The sequence below is a fragment of the Enterobacter sp. BIDMC93 genome, assembly GCF_001037805.1.
Classification (GTDB): Bacteria; Pseudomonadota; Gammaproteobacteria; order Enterobacterales; family Enterobacteriaceae; genus Enterobacter; species Enterobacter hormaechei_C.
The window spans coordinates 2261660-2278508 of sequence record NZ_KQ089962.1 but is presented as its reverse complement, the minus strand read 5'-3'; the positions used below and the strand labels follow the sequence as shown (position 1 = coordinate 2278508).

Below are 16849 nucleotides of genomic sequence, written 5' to 3'. Positions count from 1 at the left end.
ATCAGGCTGCCAGCGTAATATAGGTATTGATTAAACCTGCATCCCCATCACTTCCTGGTATGCCGACACCAGCTTGTTACGCACCTGCAACCCCATCTGCAAAGACACCGACGCTTTTTGCAGATCGGCCATCACATCGTTGAGCGCCACGCCGGGTTCGCCAAGGGTAAATCTCTCAGCCTGGGTACGGGCCGCGTTTTGCTTGTCACTGATCCGGTCCAGCGCCGCATGCAGTTGACCGGCGAAACTGACGCCCGGCGGCTGGTCAGCCACGCTCTGGTTACGGGCGGTCATCGCCGTTGCCTGTAACTGACTGAGTACCCCTTCAATGCCCTGTATAGCCATGACTCTCCCCTTGATGGTTTTTTACGAGGTCAAGACTAACAGCTTGTCAATAAGATAATGGCGGTAAATAGCGTTAAAAAACCAGGTTATTTGACGCATAGAAAATCCCGAATCATCAAATAATGGCAGGGCCATCAGTATGGAACTTTTGTCGTGTTTGCCGACCCGGGAGTCAGTTTTGTTTCTCTACACGAATAACGTAAACCACCAGGATTTAAGAGGTGCGCAATGAGTGCGACAGCAGCATCGACAGCGCCGCAGAATAAATCACTCGAGTGGATGAACCGCCTTCGCGCCAACCCTAAGATCCCGTTGATTGTGGCAGGCGCTGCCGCCATTGCGATCGTTGTCGCGATGGTCTTATGGGCAAAAAGTCCGGATTACCGCACGCTCTACAGCAACCTTTCCGATCAAGATGGCGGCGCCATCGTCACCCAGCTGACCCAGATGAACATCCCGTATCGCTTTGCCGATAACGGTGGTGCGCTTGAAGTACCGGCAGATAAAGTGCACGAGCTTCGTCTGCGTCTCGCCCAGCAGGGGCTGCCAAAAGGCGGCGCGGTTGGGTTTGAGCTGCTGGATCAGGAAAAATTCGGCATCAGTCAGTTCAGCGAGCAGGTTAACTATCAGCGCGCACTGGAAGGTGAGCTGGCCCGTACGATTGAAACCTTAGGCCCGGTGAAAAGTGCCCGCGTGCACCTGGCGATGCCTAAGCCGTCCCTGTTTGTCCGTGAACAAAAGTCCCCTTCGGCCTCTGTGACCGTTAACCTCGAACCTGGCCGTGCGCTGGATGAAGGGCAGATCAGCGCCGTCACGCACCTGGTCTCCAGTGCGGTGGCCGGTCTGCCGCCGGGTAACGTTACGCTTGTCGATCAGAGTGGTCATCTGCTGACGCAGTCCAACACCGCAGGGCGCGATCTCAACGACGCCCAGTTGAAATACGCCGCCGACGTGGAAGGCCGTCTCCAGCGTCGCATCGAAGCGATTCTGGGCCCGGTGGTCGGCAGCAGCAACGTACACGCGCAGGTCACCGCGCAGATTGATTTCTCGAATAAAGAACAGACCGAAGAGCAGTACGCTCCGAACGGGGATGCCTCCCGCGCCGTGTTACGCTCGCGTCAGATCAATGAGACGGAACAGGTCGGCGGACAGTATCCTGGCGGTGTGCCGGGCGCGCTCTCTAACCAGCCTGCGCCTGCCAACGCCGCGCCAATCTCCACCCCGCCGGCAAACCCGCAGAACGGTCAGCAAACGAATCAGCAGACGACCTCGACTGCGAACAGTACCGGCCCGCGTAACAGCAGCCGTAACGAAACGACCAACTACGAAGTCGACCGGACTATCCGCCATACCAAACTGAACACGGGCGATATTCAGCGTCTCTCTGTTGCCGTGGTGGTGAACTACAAAACGCTGCCGGACGGTAAACCGCTGCCGCTCACAGCGGAGCAGATGAAGCAGATCGAAGATTTAACCCGCGAAGCGATGGGCTTCTCTGAAAAACGTGGCGATACCCTCAACGTTGTGAACTCACCGTTCAACCCGGTGGATGAGACCGGTGGCGAACTGCCGTTCTGGCAACAGCAGGCGTTCTTCGATCAGCTGATGTCCGCAGGCCGCTGGCTGCTGGTGCTGATTGTCGCGTGGCTGCTGTGGCGTAAGGGCGTTCGTCCTCAGCTACAGCGCCGTGCTGAAGCCGAGAAAGCCGCGCTGGAACAGAAGAACGCGCGTCCGGACGAGGAAGAAGCGGTTGAAGTTCGTCTCAGCAAAGATGAACAGATGCAGCAGCGCCGTGCTAACCAGCGTATGGGCGCAGAGGTGATGAGCCAGCGCATTCGCGAAATGTCAGATAACGATCCGCGCGTCGTCGCGCTGGTCATCCGCGGTTGGATGGGTAACGAACATGAGTAATACGCTTACAGGCACCGATAAGAGCGTCATCCTGCTGATGACCATTGGCGAAGATCGCGCGGCGGAAGTGTTTAAACACCTCTCCCAGCGAGAAGTGCAGATCCTCAGCGCGGCGATGGCCAACGTGCGCCAGATCTCCAACAAGCAGCTGACAGAAGTGCTGGCGGAGTTTGAGCAGGAAGCCGAGCAGTTTGCCGCGCTCAACGTCAACGCCAACGAATACCTGCGCTCCGTGCTGGTTAAGGCGCTGGGCGAAGAGCGCGCCGCCAGCCTGCTGGAAGATATTCTCGAAACGCGCGACACCGCCAGCGGGATCGAAACGCTCAACTTTATGGAGCCGCAAAGCGCCGCCGATCTTATTCGCGACGAGCACCCGCAGATTATCGCCACCATTCTGGTCCACCTCAAACGGGGTCAGGCAGCCGATATTCTGGCGCTGTTCGACGAGCGCCTGCGCCACGACGTGATGCTGCGTATCGCCACCTTCGGCGGCGTCCAGCCAGCCGCGCTGGCGGAGCTGACCGAAGTGCTGAACAACCTGCTCGACGGCCAGAACCTCAAGCGCAGCAAAATGGGCGGCGTGAGAACGGCAGCGGAAATCATCAACCTGATGAAAACGCAGCAGGAAGAGGCGGTTATTACGGCGGTACGCGAGTTCGACGGCGAGCTGGCGCAGAAAATTATCGACGAGATGTTCCTGTTCGAAAACCTGGTCGAAGTGGACGACCGCAGTATCCAGCGCCTGCTTCAGGAGGTGGACTCCGAATCGCTGCTTATCGCCCTCAAAGGCGCCGAGCAGCCGCTGCGCGAGAAATTCCTGCGCAACATGTCCCAGCGTGCGGCCGATATCCTGCGCGACGACCTGGCCAACCGTGGCCCGGTGCGTTTGTCTCAGGTGGAAAACGAACAGAAAGCGATCCTGCTTATTGTTCGTCGTCTGGCAGAAACCGGCGAGATGGTGATTGGCAGCGGAGACGACACCTATGTCTGATGAACTGTCGTGGAAGCGCTGGACGCCTGACGACCTCTCCCCTCCCACCGCAGAGTTCACCCCTGCCGTTGTGTCGTCCGACGAGGGCGACGCCGGGGCGGGTATCCCCGAGCTGAGTGAAGAGGAACAGCGCGCCCAGATGCTGGCCCAGATGCAAATGCAGGCGCACGAGCAGGGCTTCAACGCCGGGATGAACGAAGGCCGTCAGACCGGGCACGCACAGGGTTATCAGGAAGGGCTGGCGAAAGGTTTAGAGCAGGGCATCGAGCAGGCGCGCCAGCAGCAGGCGCCGCTGCATGCCCGCATGCAGCAGCTGGTGAGCGAGTTTCAGCACACGCTGGATGCGCTCGACAGCGTGATTGCCTCGCGCCTGATGCAGATGGCGCTGGAGGCGGCCCGTCAGGTGATCGGCCAGACGCCGGTAGTGGATAACGCCGCGCTGATTAAGCAGATCCAGGGGCTGCTCCAGCAGGAGCCGCTGTTCAGCGGCAAACCGCAGCTGCGCGTTCATCCTGATGATTTGCAGCGCGTGGAAGAGAGCCTCGGCGCGACGCTGAGCCTGCACGGCTGGCGGCTGCGCGGCGATCCGTCGCTCCATCACGGAGGCTGTAAGGTCTCGGCGGATGAGGGCGATCTGGATGCCAGCGTCGCGACCCGCTGGCAGGAACTGTGCCGCCTGGCGGCACCGGGAGTCATCTGATGACCGCTCGCCTTACGCGCTGGCTTAACACGCTCGATAATTTTGAAACGAAGATGGCGCAGCTGCCATCCGTTCGTCGTTATGGACGCCTGACCCGCGCCACCGGTCTGGTCCTGGAAGCCACGGGGCTGCAACTTCCGCTCGGCGCCACCTGCGTGATTGAGCGTCAGGACGGGGGGGAGACGCGTGAAGTGGAAAGCGAAGTGGTCGGGTTCAACGGTCAGCGCCTATTTCTGATGCCCCTTGAAGAAGTGGAAGGGATTTTGCCCGGCGCCCGCGTCTACGCGAAAAACATCAGCGGTGACGGCCTGCAAAGCGGCAAACAGCTCCCGCTCGGTCCGGCGCTGCTGGGCCGCGTGCTGGACGGAAGCGGCAAACCGCTCGATGGCCTGCCCTCCCCTGATACCACCGAAACCGGCGCGCTGATCACCCAACCCTTCAACCCGCTGCAACGCACGCCAATCGAGCACGTACTGGATACCGGCGTGCGGCCGATTAACGCCCTGCTCACCGTGGGACGCGGCCAGCGTATGGGGTTGTTTGCCGGCTCCGGCGTGGGTAAATCGGTCCTGCTCGGCATGATGGCGCGTTATACCCAGGCGGACGTTATCGTGGTTGGCCTGATTGGTGAGCGTGGTCGCGAAGTCAAAGATTTCATCGAAAACATTCTGGGTGCGGAGGGCCGCGCCCGCTCGGTGGTGATCGCCGCGCCTGCGGACGTGTCGCCGCTACTGCGTATGCAGGGTGCCGCCTACGCCACGCGTATTGCGGAAGATTTCCGCGACCGGGGCCAGCACGTGCTGCTGATTATGGACTCCCTGACCCGCTACGCGATGGCGCAGCGTGAGATTGCGCTGGCCATCGGCGAGCCGCCCGCGACCAAAGGCTACCCGCCGTCGGTCTTCGCCAAGCTCCCGGCGTTGGTTGAGCGCGCGGGGAACGGCATCAGCGGCGGAGGCTCCATCACCGCGTTCTATACGGTACTGACCGAAGGCGATGACCAGCAGGACCCGATTGCCGACTCCGCGCGAGCGATTCTCGACGGCCATATCGTGCTGTCGCGCCGTCTGGCCGAAGCCGGGCACTACCCGGCAATTGATATTGAAGCCTCGATCAGCCGTGCGATGACGGCCTTGATCACCGAGCAACACTACGCCCGCGTGCGTAACTTCAAACAACTGCTCTCCAGCTTCCAGCGCAACCGCGATCTGGTAAGCGTCGGGGCGTACGCCAAAGGCAGCGACCCGATGCTCGATAAAGCGATTGCCCTGTGGCCGCAGCTGGAGGCATTTCTGCAACAGGGTATTTTTGAACGCGCCGACTGGGAAGATTCCCTCCAGGCACTGGAGCTGATTTTCCCGCAGGTGTAACACAGGTGGAGGGCGAAGGTCATGGCGCAGAACAGTGCGTTATCAACGCTGAAAGATCTGGCTGAAAAAGAAGTTGATGATGCCGCATTGCAGCTTGGCGCAATGCGACGCGGGTGCCAGCAGGCTGAAGAACAGTTGAAGATGTTAATCGACTATCAGCATGAATATCGCACCAACCTTAACACCGACATGACGCAGGGCATTGGTAGCCAGCGCTGGATTAACTATCAGCAGTTTATCCAGACGCTGGAAAAGGCGATTGAGCAGCATCGCCAGCAGCTTAACCAGTGGACGCAAAAAGTCGATACCGCGCTGAATTTCTGGCGCGAGAAAAAACAGCGGTTGCAGGCCTGGCAAACCTTACAGGACCGGCAGATTGCAGCCTCGACCCTGGCGGAAAACCGTCTGGATCAGAAAAAAATGGATGAGTTTGCCCAGCGCGCATCAATGAGGAAACCAGAATGATCACACTGCAACAACTGCTGATGACCGACAGCGACCCGTCCGGCGGCACGCTGACCGGGAAAGGCGCTGAGGGCGCGCAAGATTTTCTCTCTCTGCTGGCGGGCGCGCTGACCGAGACCACCGGCAAAGGCAAAGATGCCCCGCTGACGCTGGCGGACCTGAAAGCGGCGGGCAGCAAGCTGTCGACAGCGGCAAAGGAAAAAAACGGTGATACCACGCTCCAGGCCAAAATTGCCGAGCTGCTCTCCCGTCAGGAGACCCTGACTGGTGAAGATACCGCCGTCTCCCTGCAAAGCCTCGTCTCCGGCCTGAAACCCGCAGCGAATACGGATGCGCTGAAGACGCTGACCCAGCCGGAGGCGAAAACAAACAGCGAGACCACGACTGAAGAAGAGGAGCTGGCCGGGTTAAGCGCGCTGATGGCGATGTTACCGCACCAGCAGACCACCATCCCGGTAGCGACGCAACCTGCGAGCACCGGGGAGATCGCCCCCCGTGCCGCCCTCCCCTCTGCGCTAGCCCAGACGGACAACGGCCAGCATCAGCCGCTTAGCCATGCGTTAACGGGTCAGGAAAAAATGCCGGTTCAGGACAGCGACACATCGCTGCCCGCCACGGCAGCCGTTACGCCAGCCGTCGCCGCCGTCGCAGAGAAGCAGGACGTAGCGAGCGCGGCGTCGTCTGCCGCCAGCCCAACCGCGACGCTGGCCCCGATCGTCAGTCACCTGGCGCCTTCACAGCCTGCCGCTACCGTTGCGACAGCGCCGGTGTTAAGCCAGCCGCTGGGCACGCACGAATGGCAGCAGAATCTGAGCCAGCACATCACCCTGTTCACAAAGCAGGGACAGCAGACCGCAGAGCTGCGTCTGCACCCGGAGGATCTGGGTCAGGTGCAAATTTCGCTTAAGCTGGATGACAACCAGGCGCAGTTGCAGATGGTTTCGCCCCACAGCCACGTCCGCGCGGCGCTGGAAGCGGCCCTGCCGATCCTGCGCACGCAGCTTGCGGAAAACGGCATTCAGCTTTCCCAAAGCAGCGTCAGCAGCGAGGGCTTTGCCGGGCAACAGCAGTCCTCATCCGGGCAGCAACAGCACGCTTCGCGTTCCGGCCAGCATGGCGGGTTTAACGATGAGAACGAAGAGTTATTGCCTGCCCCTGCCGCCCTGCAATCCGCCGCGCGCGGCAGCCGTGCCGTAGACATCTTTGCCTAAACGCCAGAGGTAACGTGATTATCCCTGTCTTTTCCACGCTTTGACCTAAGCCGGACACGGGATAATCACCGTATTAAGCTGTACCGAAACAGGAAGCTCGTATCAGATGACAGACTCCGCTATCACCAAAAAAAGCAAGCGTTCCATCTGGATCCCGCTGCTGGTGTTGATTACCCTCGCGGCCTGCGCCACCGCAGGCTACAGTTACTGGCGTATGCAGCAGGAACCCTCCAGCGCGGCCGCCAAAGCTGAAGCGCCGCCTCCGCCGGCGCCGGTCTTCTACCCGCTGGATACGTTCACCGTGAACCTGGGCGATGCGGATCGCGTGCTTTACGTGGGTATTACGCTGCGTCTGAAAGATGAAGCGACCCGTGCACGCCTGAACGACTACCTGCCAGAAGTGCGTAGCCGTCTGCTGCTGCTGTTTTCTCGTCAGGATGCCTCCGCGCTCGCCACCGATGTGGGCAAGCAAAAGCTGGTCGATGCCATCAAACAGACGCTGGCGACCCCGCTGGTAAACGGCCAACCTAAGCAGGAAGTCACTGACGTTCTGTATACAGCCTTCATTCTGCGGTAACGACATGGGCGACAGTATTCTTTCTCAGGCAGAAATCGATGCGCTGCTCAACGGCGACAGCGATAAAAGTGACGAACCGAAACCGGGTCTGACCGGCGACGATAATATTCGTCCCTACGATCCCAATACCCAGCGTCGCGTGGTGCGCGAGCGTTTACAGGCGCTGGAGATCATCAACGAACGTTTCGCACGTCAATTCCGTATGGGGTTGTTTAACCTGCTGCGTCGTAGCCCGGATATCACCGTCGGTGCGATCCGCATTCAGCCGTATCATGAGTTTGCCCGCAACCTGCCGGTGCCAACCAACCTTAACCTGATCCATCTGAAACCGCTGCGCGGTACCGGCCTGGTTGTGTTCTCGCCAAGCCTGGTGTTCATCGCGGTGGATAACCTGTTCGGTGGCGATGGCCGTTTCCCGACCAAAGTGGAAGGCCGCGAGTTTACCCATACCGAACAGCGCGTGATTAACCGCATGCTGAAGCTGGCGCTGGAATCCTACAGCGACGCGTGGAAAGCGATTAACCCGCTGGAAGTGGAGTACGTGCGTTCCGAGATGCAGGTGAAGTTTACCAACATCACCACCTCCCCGAATGACATCGTCGTGAACACCCCGTTCCACGTCGAGATCGGCAACCTGACGGGCGAGTTCAACATCTGCCTGCCGTTCAGCATGATTGAACCGCTGCGCGAACTGCTGGTGAACCCGCCGCTGGAGAACTCACGTCACGAAGATCAGAACTGGCGTGAAAACCTGGTGCGTCAGGTGCAGCATTCGCAGCTGGAGCTGGTGGCCAACTTCGCCGACATCTCCATGCGGTTATCGCAGATCCTGAAATTACAACCCGGCGACGTTTTGCCGATAGATAAACCTGACCGCATTATTGCCCATGTGGATGGCGTACCCGTGCTGACAAGCCAGTACGGCACGATTAACGGCCAGTATGCGTTACGCGTTGAGCACTTGATCAACCCGATTTTGAATTCGCTGAATGAGGAACAGCCCAAATGAGTGACATGAACAATCCGTCCGATGAAAACAGCGGAGCACTGGACGATCTGTGGGCTGACGCGTTAAACGAGCAGAAAACGACGCCGACGAAAAGCGCGGCAGACGCGGTCTTTCAGCAGTTAGGCGGCGGCGACGTCAGCGGCACGTTGCAGGACATCGACCTGATTATGGACATTCCGGTCAAGCTGACCGTTGAGCTGGGTCGCACCCGCATGACCATTAAAGAGCTGCTGCGCCTGACGCAGGGTTCCGTGGTGGCGCTTGACGGTTTAGCGGGTGAGCCGCTGGATATTCTGATCAACGGCTACCTGATTGCACAGGGCGAAGTAGTGGTGGTGGCCGATAAATACGGCGTACGTATCACCGACATCATTACCCCTTCCGAACGCATGCGTCGTCTGAGTCGTTAAGTATGAAAACCCAGGCAACACTGTCCGCGCCCTCCGCCGTACCCGGCTCACCGCTGCTCCAGGTGAGCGGCGCGCTGTTCGGTATTATTGCCTTTATCCTTATCGCCGCCTGGCTGGCAAAGCGTTTCGGTCTGGCGGGGAAAACGGCCGGTACCCGCGGGTTGAAGGTCAGCGCCAGCACCCCGCTAGGACCGCGCGAGCGCGTGGTCATTGTGGAGGTGGAAGATGCACGACTGGTGCTGGGCGTGACCGCCTCCAGCATTAACGTCCTTCACACGCTCCCCCCTGCGCCTGTCACGGTGGAGGCTAACGCCCAGGCCCCTGCGGATTTCCAGTCCGTAATGAAGAGTTTGCTCAAGCGTCCCGGGAGATCCTGATGCGCCGTTTGTTATTCCTTACGCTGACAGGCCTGGGCCTGTTCGCGCCCTCTGTGTATGCGCAACTGCCGGGGCTGGTTTCCGCGCCGCTGGCGAACGGTGGACAAAGCTGGTCCCTGTCCGTGCAGACGCTGGTATTCATCACCTCGCTGACCTTTATCCCGGCGATCCTGCTAATGATGACCAGCTTCACCCGCATCATCATTGTGTTTGGCCTGCTGCGCAACGCGCTCGGCACGCCGTCCGCGCCGCCCAATCAGGTACTGCTGGGTTTAGCCCTGTTCCTGACCTTTTTCATTATGTCGCCGGTGATCGACAAGATTTACACCGAGGCCTACCAGCCGTTCAGCGAAGATAAAATTTCCATGCAGGTTGCCCTGGAAAAGGGCGCGCAGCCATTACGTGAATTTATGCTTCGCCAGACGCGCGAAGCGGATCTGGCCCTGTTTGCCCGTCTCGCTAACACCGGTGAGTTACAGGGGCCGGAAGCGGTGCCGATGCGTATTCTGCTCCCGGCGTATGTGACCAGTGAGCTGAAAACGGCGTTCCAGATTGGCTTCACCATTTTCATTCCGTTCCTGATTATTGACCTGGTGATCGCCAGCGTCCTGATGGCGCTCGGGATGATGATGGTCCCGCCCGCAACCATTGCCTTGCCCTTTAAGATCATGCTGTTCGTGCTGGTCGACGGCTGGCAGCTGCTGGTCAGCTCGCTGGCGCAGAGTTTCTACAGTTGAGGAGCGCGCAATGACGCCTGAGTCGGTCATGATGATGGGCACGGAGGCGATGAAAGTCGCGATTGCCGTCGCCGCGCCCCTGCTGCTGGTTGCGCTGGTCACCGGTCTGATTATCAGTATTCTCCAGGCCGCCACGCAGATTAACGAAATGACCCTGTCGTTCATCCCGAAGATCATTGCCGTCTTCGTGGCGATTATCGTTGCCGGGCCATGGATGCTCAATTTGCTGCTGGACTATATGCGCAACCTGTTCACCAATCTGCCTTACATCATCGGCTGACGGACGATGCTGCATTTCACCAGCGATCAGTTTGTTCAGTGGCTCGGGATCTATTTCTGGCCGATGCTGCGCATCATGGCGCTGATCTCCACCGCCCCCATACTCAGTGAAAAGTCGGTGCCTAAACGCGTCAAAATTGGGCTGGGCATGGTTATCACGATTATCGTTGCCCCTACCCTGCCAGCGGTGGATATCCCGATCTTTTCCCCGAATGCGATCTGGATTGCCCTGCAACAGGTGATGATTGGCGTGGCGGTCGGGTTTACGATGCAGCTCGCCTTCGCCGCGGTACGAACGGCGGGTGAACTTATCGGTTTGCAGATGGGCCTGTCTTTCGCGACGTTCGTTGACCCGGGCAGCCATCTGAATATGCCCGTGCTGGCGCGTATTATCGACCTGCTGGCGATGCTGTTGTTTCTCTCGTTCAACGGCCACCTGTGGCTCATCTCGATGCTGGTGGACACCTTCCACACGCTGCCGATTGGCGACAACCCGGTAAACAGCAACGCGTTTCTGGCGCTGGTGCGGGCTGCCGGGCTGATCTTCCTCAACGGGCTGATGCTGGCGCTGCCGATCATTACCCTGCTGCTCACCGTTAACCTCGCATTAGGTTTACTCAACCGAATGGCTCCGCAGCTGTCGGTATTCGTCATCGGCTTTCCGGTGACTTTGACGGTTGGCCTTTTATTAATGTCATTATTGATGCCACTTATAGCCCCCTTCTGCGAGCATTTATTCAGCGAGATATTCAATCTGTTAGCGGATATTGTCAGCGAACTTCCACGCAAATAATAACCCCCAGTGTTTGCAATGTCTTTCTGAGGATATTCCTAAAAATAATCTCGAAAAACATCTACCAGGATATATCTGACGCGGTTTAAATGTTTCTAACCACCTCACAATACTTAATATTTACTTTACTTTAAGATGATTCCTGGCAAATTATACGTAACTTTACGGGATAGTGAGTTCGCCTGAAAGTCTTTGTCATGCTCACAGGTTTTATTAGATTTTTTCCATCCCGTATGGCTGTTTATGAGCTCTCAGGCAGGTGGTGAATTATCGTTACGCATTGAGTGAGGGTATGCCATGTCAACGATCATTATGGATTTATGCAGCTACACCCGGCTAGGGTTAACCGGGTACTTAGCAAGCAGAGGGGTAAGAAAGAGAGACATCAACGATGCACACACCGTTGAAGAACTCGCAGCCGCTTGTGACGCCCACAAGCCCGGCGTGGTGTTTATTAATGAGGACTGTTTCATTCACGACCCCGCTAACAGTCAGCACATTAAGCAGATCATTAATCAGCATCCTAAGACCCTGTTTATTGTTTTTATGGCGATCGCCAATATTCATTTCGATGAGTATTTGTTGGTGCGTAAAAACTTATTAATCAGTTCGAAATCGATTAAACCAGAGTCGCTTGATGATATCCTGGGCGATTATTTGAATAAAGAAGTTAAGAATGTAGGGGCGGTTAACTTACCCACCCTATCATTAAGCAGAACTGAATCAAGTATGCTAAGAATGTGGATGGCTGGACAAGGGACAATTCAGATCTCAGACCAGATGAATATCAAGGCAAAAACAGTATCGTCACACAAAGGAAATATTAAAAGGAAAATTAAAACGCATAATAAGCAAGTCATATACCATGTCGTACGCCTGACAGATAATGTGACGAATGGGATTTTCGTTAATATGCGCTAATTTGCACGGCCATGTTGTACCCTACCTTGATCTCTGGCCTGGCCAGAGATTTTGCTTTTCAGTAGCCGGAGCCGGGGAGAAGACGCCCCCGACGCCGCCCTATTCCGCCGTTTCCACAAAGATCCCATCCGGGTGCCCCAGTTCGTTGAAGAACCAGATGCCGAGCGGGTAATCTTCCAGCGACACCAGATACATTGTGCCTTCATTAAACTCTTCTATAGCCAGCACCACGCCCGGGCGGCGCGGCCCACCGTCCGTTTTGACGGTTACCCGATCGTTGACCTTCATACATTCCTCCTGTGGTTTTGAGCCAGTGTAGAACAAATTGCATTGCCTGGCATCGCCACCTGGCGCGAATGGCGTTTTTGTGTGCGGTCTATACTTAACTGTTGAGACGATTAAATGAGGAACCCGCCATGAAGACCGACAAAGAGTACAGCGACACCATTAAGCGTGAGGTTGAAGTGGATGTCGATGCCCTGCTTGCCGCCATCAATGAAATCAGTGAGTCCGAAGTTCATCGCGCGGAGGATAATTCCGACCGTGTCGTGGTCAATGGTAGGGATTACCATACCTACCGTGAACTGGCTGAAGCATTCGAGCTGGATATCCATGACTTTAGCGTCTCGGAGACGAACCGCTAAGGCGAAAAAAATCCCGGTCATGGGGATGACCGGGATCAAACTTGCTTATGCAAGAAGCACTTGTAAATTCGTTACACCAGGAAATCTGATGCAGGTAAGACATTATCCCCAACGGAATAGTCTTACAAGCATATATTCTCTTAGCGAATATTATATTTTATACATGTGAATTTTGGTTATGAGTATAAACATGCGCCGCCTGTGGGTTTGTCGGGATCGTTTCCACTTCAACGGCGCGTCAATGCCTGTTCTTTTAAGATTTATCTTAGGTGAAATCATCACCCGGGAGACGTTATGCCTTCGTTTGAGGAGACTCTGCTTGTTTTTACCGACCTCGACGGCACGCTGTTGGATTTTCACACACTCGACTGGCGGCCTGCGGCCCCCTGGCTGGAAAAGTTAATGGATGAACAGGTACCGGTCATTCTGTGCAGCAGCAAAACCGCGTCCGAGATGGATGACATCCAGCAGGAGCTGGGGCTTGGCGGGTTGCCCTATATTGCGGAAAACGGCGCGGTGATCCAGCCTGACGTACGGTGGGAAAACGCCGCACGGTTCATCTCAGAAAAGAAGCATGACGATATCCGGCAGTGTATTGCCCGGGTACGTCAGGAAATGCATCTTAAATTCACCACCTTCGATGACGTAGATGAGCGCGTGGTCGCCGGATGGACTGGGCTGAGTTGTCCCCGCTCAGTGCTTGCGCGTAAACACGAGGCTTCCGTGACGCTGATCTGGCGTGACAGTGATGAACAAATGGAACGCTTTGCCGCCGAACTCGCCCGGCAGGGGCTGAAGATTGTCCAGGGAGCACGCTTCTGGCATATCCTGGACACCTGCTGCGGCAAAGACGCGGCGGTTCACTGGCTTGTGGACCAGTATCGCCTGCACGAGGGTTCCGAACCGACGACGCTGGGCCTGGGCGACGGCCCGAATGATGCCCCGCTGCTGGACAGCGTAGGCTTTGCCGTCGTGGTGAAAGGCTTCAACCGGGAGGGCGTCAGCCTTAAGAACAACGATCCCGCCCGGGTTTATCACACTCAGCACACTGGGCCGACCGGCTGGTGCGAGGGGCTTGATTACTTTTTGACGTGATCCTGCCAGATGACCCGGTTACGCCCGCGCTGTTTCGCCTCATACAGACGGGCATCGGCGGTGGATTGCAGATTTTCGAAGTGATAATTGCCCTTCTCCTGCGCGCCAGAGACGCCAAACGACGCACTTACGCGCAGGGTGGTACTTTTCTTAATCAGGATCTCTTTGCTGTCGATACGTTCGCGGATCTGCTCTGCGACGTCCGCCGCCTCTTCAAGCGTCATGCCCGGTAGCACCACACAGAACTCTTCGCCCCCGACGCGTCCGGCAATATCTTTAGTCCGGAGGGTGCTGGCAATCAGACCCGCGGCATGGGACAACACCTTATCACCCGCCTGATGCCCGAACCGATCATTGATGCTCTTGAAGCAATCAAGATCGATCTGAATGACCGAGAAAGGCAGCGACTGCTGTTCACACTGCTTCGCCAGCATTTTCGCCTGCTCGAACAGCGACCCACGATTATTCAGCCGGGTCAGAGGGTCGTGCCAGGCCTGCCATTGCAGCGAGTTCTGCATCGAATACATATTACTGACCATGCGCCGGATCACCAGCCATGAGATGAGCAGCATCGCGGTGAACAGCGCCCAAAGCAATGCCAGCACAATGCTGATGCTGCCGAAATCACCGCGCACCCCTTCATCCAGGGTGTGCACGCGCAGGACGATGCCATCAAAATGGTCGAGACGCTCCCAGCTCACAAAACGACTCCCCAGGCGAATGCCGCCTTCGGAATCCGATTCTATCGCGTGCGCTATCTGCGCTAATTCGCGCGCGTCAAAATGATTAACGTCCGCAGCCGGTGATTCAGACGTTGCAAGCTGGGTAAGCCGACTGTCATACAGTTGGTATTCCCCTTCCGGGTTATCGCCCACGGCTTCCACCAGCAGGCGACGCAGGGTGGCAAAGGTGAAATCCATCGCCACCACGCCATACCAGACGTGATTGTAATAAACCGGCACGCTGGCGGTGATCAGCGGCTTTTTGCCGACAAAGGTGGAAGGCGGCGAGATAAACCAGCGCACGGCACGCGCACGGTTTTCACGCTCGGACTGTTGGGTAAACCAGGGCTGAGTGACCAGATGGTAATAGCGCTGCACGATATCGCTGGAATTTCCCGGCGTATCCGTTTCCAGAAAGAATCCGGCGCGAGAGACATAAATCACGCGCTCTTCGTTGCGGGAAGGGCTGGATGCCAGACGCAGCAAATACCCCACTTCAAGCGCGGCGGACAGTTCATTATCAAGGTACTCATCATCACGGTTCAGAAGGGTCGTCTTTTCAACGAAGGCATCCGAAACACCGTTGATCGGTAACGTGCGCTGTTTATCAACCGCAATTTGCCAGCTGGGGGACGTGCGCAAATGCGCAAAACGCTTTACCGCATCATGCAGCACGCCAAACGCCAGCGGCGTTTCCAGCGCATCACGCATGCTGTGGCGAAAAAACAATATCTTATCGACGCTGAACTGAAGCTGTCTGTCCAGCGCACTGGCAACCGTTTCCAGATGGTTACGCTGGCTGGAGATATAAGCATCTTCCAGTACCACAACCTCGCGCCAGGTCAGGAGGGTGGAAAAGATCAGGACAACGATAAAACAGAAGTTAACAATCAAACGGGGATTGCTACGCTTATGCAGCCACTGCAAAAAAGATTGTTTTACAACAAAGGTATCGTGCTGCACACACACTCCCTGATTGTCGCTCACCATCCGATATGATAAGTCTTCTGCCAGTAAAAACGCCCGGCAAGGCCGGGCGTTGTGTGATTAAGCCTTGTCGCGTTTTTGCCTTTTATTAGCAGGCTGAAGCTCGTCTTCGCGAAAAGCCTCCCGCTTAATGCCGTATCCATCATGCCACCGACACTCCACCATTCCGCTGGAATACCCGGTGACGATCATACCTGGACCACCATTTTTGGGCTTAACTTCATCACTGATCAAAAAGACCATACCTGCCTCCTGTATCAGGGTGAAACGTTTTCAATTTAGACGAGGAATGGTCTTTTTGCATCCGGGGTCAGCAATAATTAATGCGATTTCCCGCGTACTTTTTCAACCAGCTTAACAACGGCTACCACAATCAGACCGACGATAAAGCCCAGTACGAGGTTAAGCAGTGTGGGCAGAATTGCAGCAACTACCGCTCCCTGGCCTGACGCAAAATGTTCAATCATGTGATGCAGCGAAGCAACACCGTGCACGATAATTCCGCCGCCGACCAGGAACATCGCCAGGGTTCCCACCACCGACAAGGTTTTCATCAGCCACGGCGCCAGCACCAGCAGGCTTTTCCCAATGCCGCGCGCAATTGCGCTGGATTTTTTTTCCAGCCAGAAGCCGATATCGTCCAGCTTGACGATCAGCCCGACCAGGCCATAAACCCCTATCGTCACGAGGATCGCAATGCCGGACAGGATCAGCACCTGGTTCATCAGAGGGGCATCTGAGACGATCCCCAGCGTAATCGCCACAATCTCGGCTGAGAGGATGAAGTCCGTGCGGATCGCGCCTTTGACCTTATCGCGTTCAAACGTTTTTGGATCCTGTGCGGCCAGCGCTTCCAGACGCTGCTGGCGCATTTCCGGGGTGTCTTTCTCTTTGCGTGCAGCGAACATATGCAACACTTTTTCGGCACCCTCGAAGCACAGGAACGCCCCGCCAATCATCAGCAGGGGCGTAATGGCCCAGGGTATAAAGGCGCTAATCAGCAGCGCCAGCGGAACGAGGATCACCTTGTTAATAAAGGACCCTTTCGCAACGCCCCACACCACCGGCAACTCACGGTTCGCCCGCACGCCGCTGACCTGCTGCGCGTTAAGCGACAAATCATCTCCCAGTACCCCGGCGGTCTTTTTCGCCGCCAGTTTTCCCATAACCGAAATGTCATCCAGCAAGGTGGCGATGTCGTCCAGTAATGTTAATAAGCTACTTCCTGCCAAAATCTCTTTCCTTCTTTTTTTGCTAATTAAGTGAATAGTATGGAACAAAACTCACCGCCCGGAAACTGGCACC

At 56.7% G+C, this 16849-nt stretch carries 20 protein-coding genes and 1 pseudogene; 16 read left to right on the top strand and 5 right to left on the bottom strand.

The features are described 5' to 3' along the window. Window positions 1-30: 30 nt before the first annotated feature. Entirely contained in the window at window positions 31-345 is a 315-nt protein-coding gene (fliE, locus tag SK58_RS10690; RefSeq protein WP_003859612.1) for a flagellar hook-basal body complex protein FliE, read from the bottom strand. A gap of 228 nt (window positions 346-573) precedes the next feature. Between fliE and fliF the strand changes: the two genes are divergently transcribed. From fliF to rcsA, 14 genes and pseudogenes are all read left to right on the top strand, one after another. Continuing rightward, entirely contained in the window at window positions 574-2256 is a 1683-nt protein-coding gene (gene fliF, locus SK58_RS10685) for a flagellar basal-body MS-ring/collar protein FliF (RefSeq protein ID WP_017383346.1), read from the top strand. Continuing rightward, the gene (gene fliG, locus SK58_RS10680; RefSeq protein ID WP_003859608.1) at window positions 2249-3247 is read left to right on the top strand and encodes a flagellar motor switch protein FliG; all 999 of its coding nucleotides are present in this window, start codon (window positions 2249-2251) and stop codon (window positions 3245-3247) included. Before fliF ends, fliG begins: the two co-directional genes overlap by 8 nt. Then, a complete protein-coding gene (fliH, locus tag SK58_RS10675) occupies window positions 3240-3947 on the top strand; it encodes a flagellar assembly protein FliH (RefSeq protein ID WP_032619386.1) in 708 nt (235 codons plus the stop codon). The genes fliG and fliH overlap by 8 nt, the downstream gene beginning before the upstream one ends. Next, window positions 3947-5317, top strand: a complete 1371-nt coding sequence (gene fliI, locus SK58_RS10670) for a flagellar protein export ATPase FliI (RefSeq protein WP_017693144.1) — start codon at window positions 3947-3949, stop codon at window positions 5315-5317. Before fliH ends, fliI begins: the two co-directional genes overlap by 1 nt. Before the next feature lie 21 nt (window positions 5318-5338). Further along, on the top strand, window positions 5339-5782 hold the full coding sequence (gene fliJ, locus SK58_RS10665) for a flagellar export protein FliJ (RefSeq protein WP_006811155.1): 444 nt from the start codon (window positions 5339-5341) through the stop codon (window positions 5780-5782). Further along, window positions 5779-6993 carry a flagellar hook length control protein FliK gene (fliK, locus tag SK58_RS10660; RefSeq protein ID WP_048219854.1) on the top strand — a complete coding sequence of 405 codons (1215 nt, stop codon included), beginning with the start codon at window positions 5779-5781 and terminating at the stop codon, window positions 6991-6993. Before fliJ ends, fliK begins: the two co-directional genes overlap by 4 nt. Window positions 6994-7099: 106 nt before the next feature. Next, the gene (gene fliL / locus SK58_RS10655; RefSeq protein ID WP_003859598.1) at window positions 7100-7570 is read left to right on the top strand and encodes a flagellar basal body-associated protein FliL; all 471 of its coding nucleotides are present in this window, start codon (window positions 7100-7102) and stop codon (window positions 7568-7570) included. A 4-nt stretch (window positions 7571-7574) separates the two neighbouring features. Then, window positions 7575-8579 carry a flagellar motor switch protein FliM gene (fliM, locus tag SK58_RS10650; protein ID WP_003859594.1) on the top strand — a complete coding sequence of 335 codons (1005 nt, stop codon included), beginning with the start codon at window positions 7575-7577 and terminating at the stop codon, window positions 8577-8579. After that, on the top strand, window positions 8576-8989 hold the full coding sequence (gene fliN, locus SK58_RS10645; RefSeq protein ID WP_003859592.1) for a flagellar motor switch protein FliN: 414 nt from the start codon (window positions 8576-8578) through the stop codon (window positions 8987-8989). The genes fliM and fliN overlap by 4 nt, the downstream gene beginning before the upstream one ends. Window positions 8990-8991: 2 nt before the next feature. Next, the gene (gene fliO, locus SK58_RS10640) at window positions 8992-9366 is read left to right on the top strand and encodes a flagellar biosynthetic protein FliO (RefSeq protein ID WP_015572438.1); all 375 of its coding nucleotides are present in this window, start codon (window positions 8992-8994) and stop codon (window positions 9364-9366) included. Then, entirely contained in the window at window positions 9366-10103 is a 738-nt protein-coding gene (gene fliP / locus SK58_RS10635; RefSeq protein ID WP_048219852.1) for a flagellar type III secretion system pore protein FliP, read from the top strand. The genes fliO and fliP overlap by 1 nt, the downstream gene beginning before the upstream one ends. Window positions 10104-10113: 10 nt before the next feature. Beyond that, entirely contained in the window at window positions 10114-10383 is a 270-nt protein-coding gene (fliQ, locus tag SK58_RS10630) for a flagellar biosynthesis protein FliQ (protein ID WP_003859587.1), read from the top strand. A 6-nt stretch (window positions 10384-10389) separates the two neighbouring features. Then, window positions 10390-11182 (top strand): annotated as a pseudogene (gene fliR / locus SK58_RS10625) (flagellar biosynthetic protein FliR); the annotation flags it as partial. Window positions 11183-11472: 290 nt separating this feature from the next. After that, a complete protein-coding gene (gene rcsA, locus SK58_RS10620) occupies window positions 11473-12096 on the top strand; it encodes a transcriptional regulator RcsA (RefSeq protein WP_017383340.1) in 624 nt (207 codons plus the stop codon). A 99-nt stretch (window positions 12097-12195) separates the two neighbouring features. Here the strand turns inward: rcsA and dsrB are convergent, their stop codons facing one another. Beyond that, on the bottom strand, window positions 12196-12384 hold the full coding sequence (gene dsrB, locus SK58_RS10615; protein ID WP_003859583.1) for a protein DsrB: 189 nt from the start codon (window positions 12382-12384) through the stop codon (window positions 12196-12198). Window positions 12385-12512: 128 nt separating this feature from the next. On the opposite strand from dsrB, the gene yodD reads away from it, so the two are divergent. Further along, window positions 12513-12740, top strand: a complete 228-nt coding sequence (gene yodD, locus SK58_RS10610; RefSeq protein ID WP_017383339.1) for a YodD family peroxide/acid resistance protein — start codon at window positions 12513-12515, stop codon at window positions 12738-12740. Between the two features lie 294 nt (window positions 12741-13034). After that, window positions 13035-13835 carry a mannosyl-3-phosphoglycerate phosphatase-related protein gene (locus tag SK58_RS10605; RefSeq protein ID WP_023303925.1) on the top strand — a complete coding sequence of 267 codons (801 nt, stop codon included), beginning with the start codon at window positions 13035-13037 and terminating at the stop codon, window positions 13833-13835. On the opposite strand, the gene dgcQ is transcribed toward SK58_RS10605, so the two are convergent. From dgcQ to SK58_RS10590, 3 genes are all read right to left on the bottom strand, one after another. Then, a complete protein-coding gene (gene dgcQ, locus SK58_RS10600) occupies window positions 13820-15520 on the bottom strand; it encodes a cellulose biosynthesis regulator diguanylate cyclase DgcQ (RefSeq protein ID WP_048219850.1) in 1701 nt (566 codons plus the stop codon). The two genes, SK58_RS10605 and dgcQ, sit on opposite strands and share 16 nt — an antisense overlap. Before the next feature lie 84 nt (window positions 15521-15604). Next, complete coding sequence (locus tag SK58_RS10595) at window positions 15605-15787, bottom strand: YodC family protein (RefSeq protein WP_003859574.1); 183 nt, start codon at window positions 15785-15787, stop codon at window positions 15605-15607. A 77-nt stretch (window positions 15788-15864) separates the two neighbouring features. Continuing rightward, window positions 15865-16776, bottom strand: coding sequence for a DUF808 domain-containing protein (locus tag SK58_RS10590; RefSeq protein WP_017383336.1), 912 nt, complete (start codon window positions 16774-16776; stop codon window positions 15865-15867). Window positions 16777-16849: the final 73 nt, after the last annotated feature.

What these genes read in the sequence shown, in the direction of transcription:
- fliG (WP_003859608.1), top strand. Translation starts at nt 2,249, where the DNA reads ATGAGTAATACGCTTACAGGCACCGATAAGAGCGTCATCCTGCTGATG.
- fliF (WP_017383346.1), top strand. Translation starts at nt 574, where the DNA reads ATGAGTGCGACAGCAGCATCGACAGCGCCGCAGAATAAATCACTCGAG.
- fliP (WP_048219852.1), top strand. Translation starts at nt 9,366, where the DNA reads ATGCGCCGTTTGTTATTCCTTACGCTGACAGGCCTGGGCCTGTTCGCG.
- yodD (WP_017383339.1), top strand. Translation starts at nt 12,513, where the DNA reads ATGAAGACCGACAAAGAGTACAGCGACACCATTAAGCGTGAGGTTGAA.
- fliL (WP_003859598.1), top strand. Translation starts at nt 7,100, where the DNA reads ATGACAGACTCCGCTATCACCAAAAAAAGCAAGCGTTCCATCTGGATC.
- fliQ (WP_003859587.1), top strand. Translation starts at nt 10,114, where the DNA reads ATGACGCCTGAGTCGGTCATGATGATGGGCACGGAGGCGATGAAAGTC.
- fliM (WP_003859594.1), top strand. Translation starts at nt 7,575, where the DNA reads ATGGGCGACAGTATTCTTTCTCAGGCAGAAATCGATGCGCTGCTCAAC.
- dsrB (WP_003859583.1), bottom strand. Translation starts at nt 12,384, where the DNA reads ATGAAGGTCAACGATCGGGTAACCGTCAAAACGGACGGTGGGCCGCGC.
- fliN (WP_003859592.1), top strand. Translation starts at nt 8,576, where the DNA reads ATGAGTGACATGAACAATCCGTCCGATGAAAACAGCGGAGCACTGGAC.
- SK58_RS10605 (WP_023303925.1), top strand. Translation starts at nt 13,035, where the DNA reads ATGCCTTCGTTTGAGGAGACTCTGCTTGTTTTTACCGACCTCGACGGC.
- fliH (WP_032619386.1), top strand. Translation starts at nt 3,240, where the DNA reads ATGTCTGATGAACTGTCGTGGAAGCGCTGGACGCCTGACGACCTCTCC.
- SK58_RS10595 (WP_003859574.1), bottom strand. Translation starts at nt 15,787, where the DNA reads ATGGTCTTTTTGATCAGTGATGAAGTTAAGCCCAAAAATGGTGGTCCA.
- fliI (WP_017693144.1), top strand. Translation starts at nt 3,947, where the DNA reads ATGACCGCTCGCCTTACGCGCTGGCTTAACACGCTCGATAATTTTGAA.
- rcsA (WP_017383340.1), top strand. Translation starts at nt 11,473, where the DNA reads ATGTCAACGATCATTATGGATTTATGCAGCTACACCCGGCTAGGGTTA.
- fliK (WP_048219854.1), top strand. Translation starts at nt 5,779, where the DNA reads ATGATCACACTGCAACAACTGCTGATGACCGACAGCGACCCGTCCGGC.
- fliJ (WP_006811155.1), top strand. Translation starts at nt 5,339, where the DNA reads ATGGCGCAGAACAGTGCGTTATCAACGCTGAAAGATCTGGCTGAAAAA.
- fliE (WP_003859612.1), bottom strand. Translation starts at nt 345, where the DNA reads ATGGCTATACAGGGCATTGAAGGGGTACTCAGTCAGTTACAGGCAACG.
- fliO (WP_015572438.1), top strand. Translation starts at nt 8,992, where the DNA reads ATGAAAACCCAGGCAACACTGTCCGCGCCCTCCGCCGTACCCGGCTCA.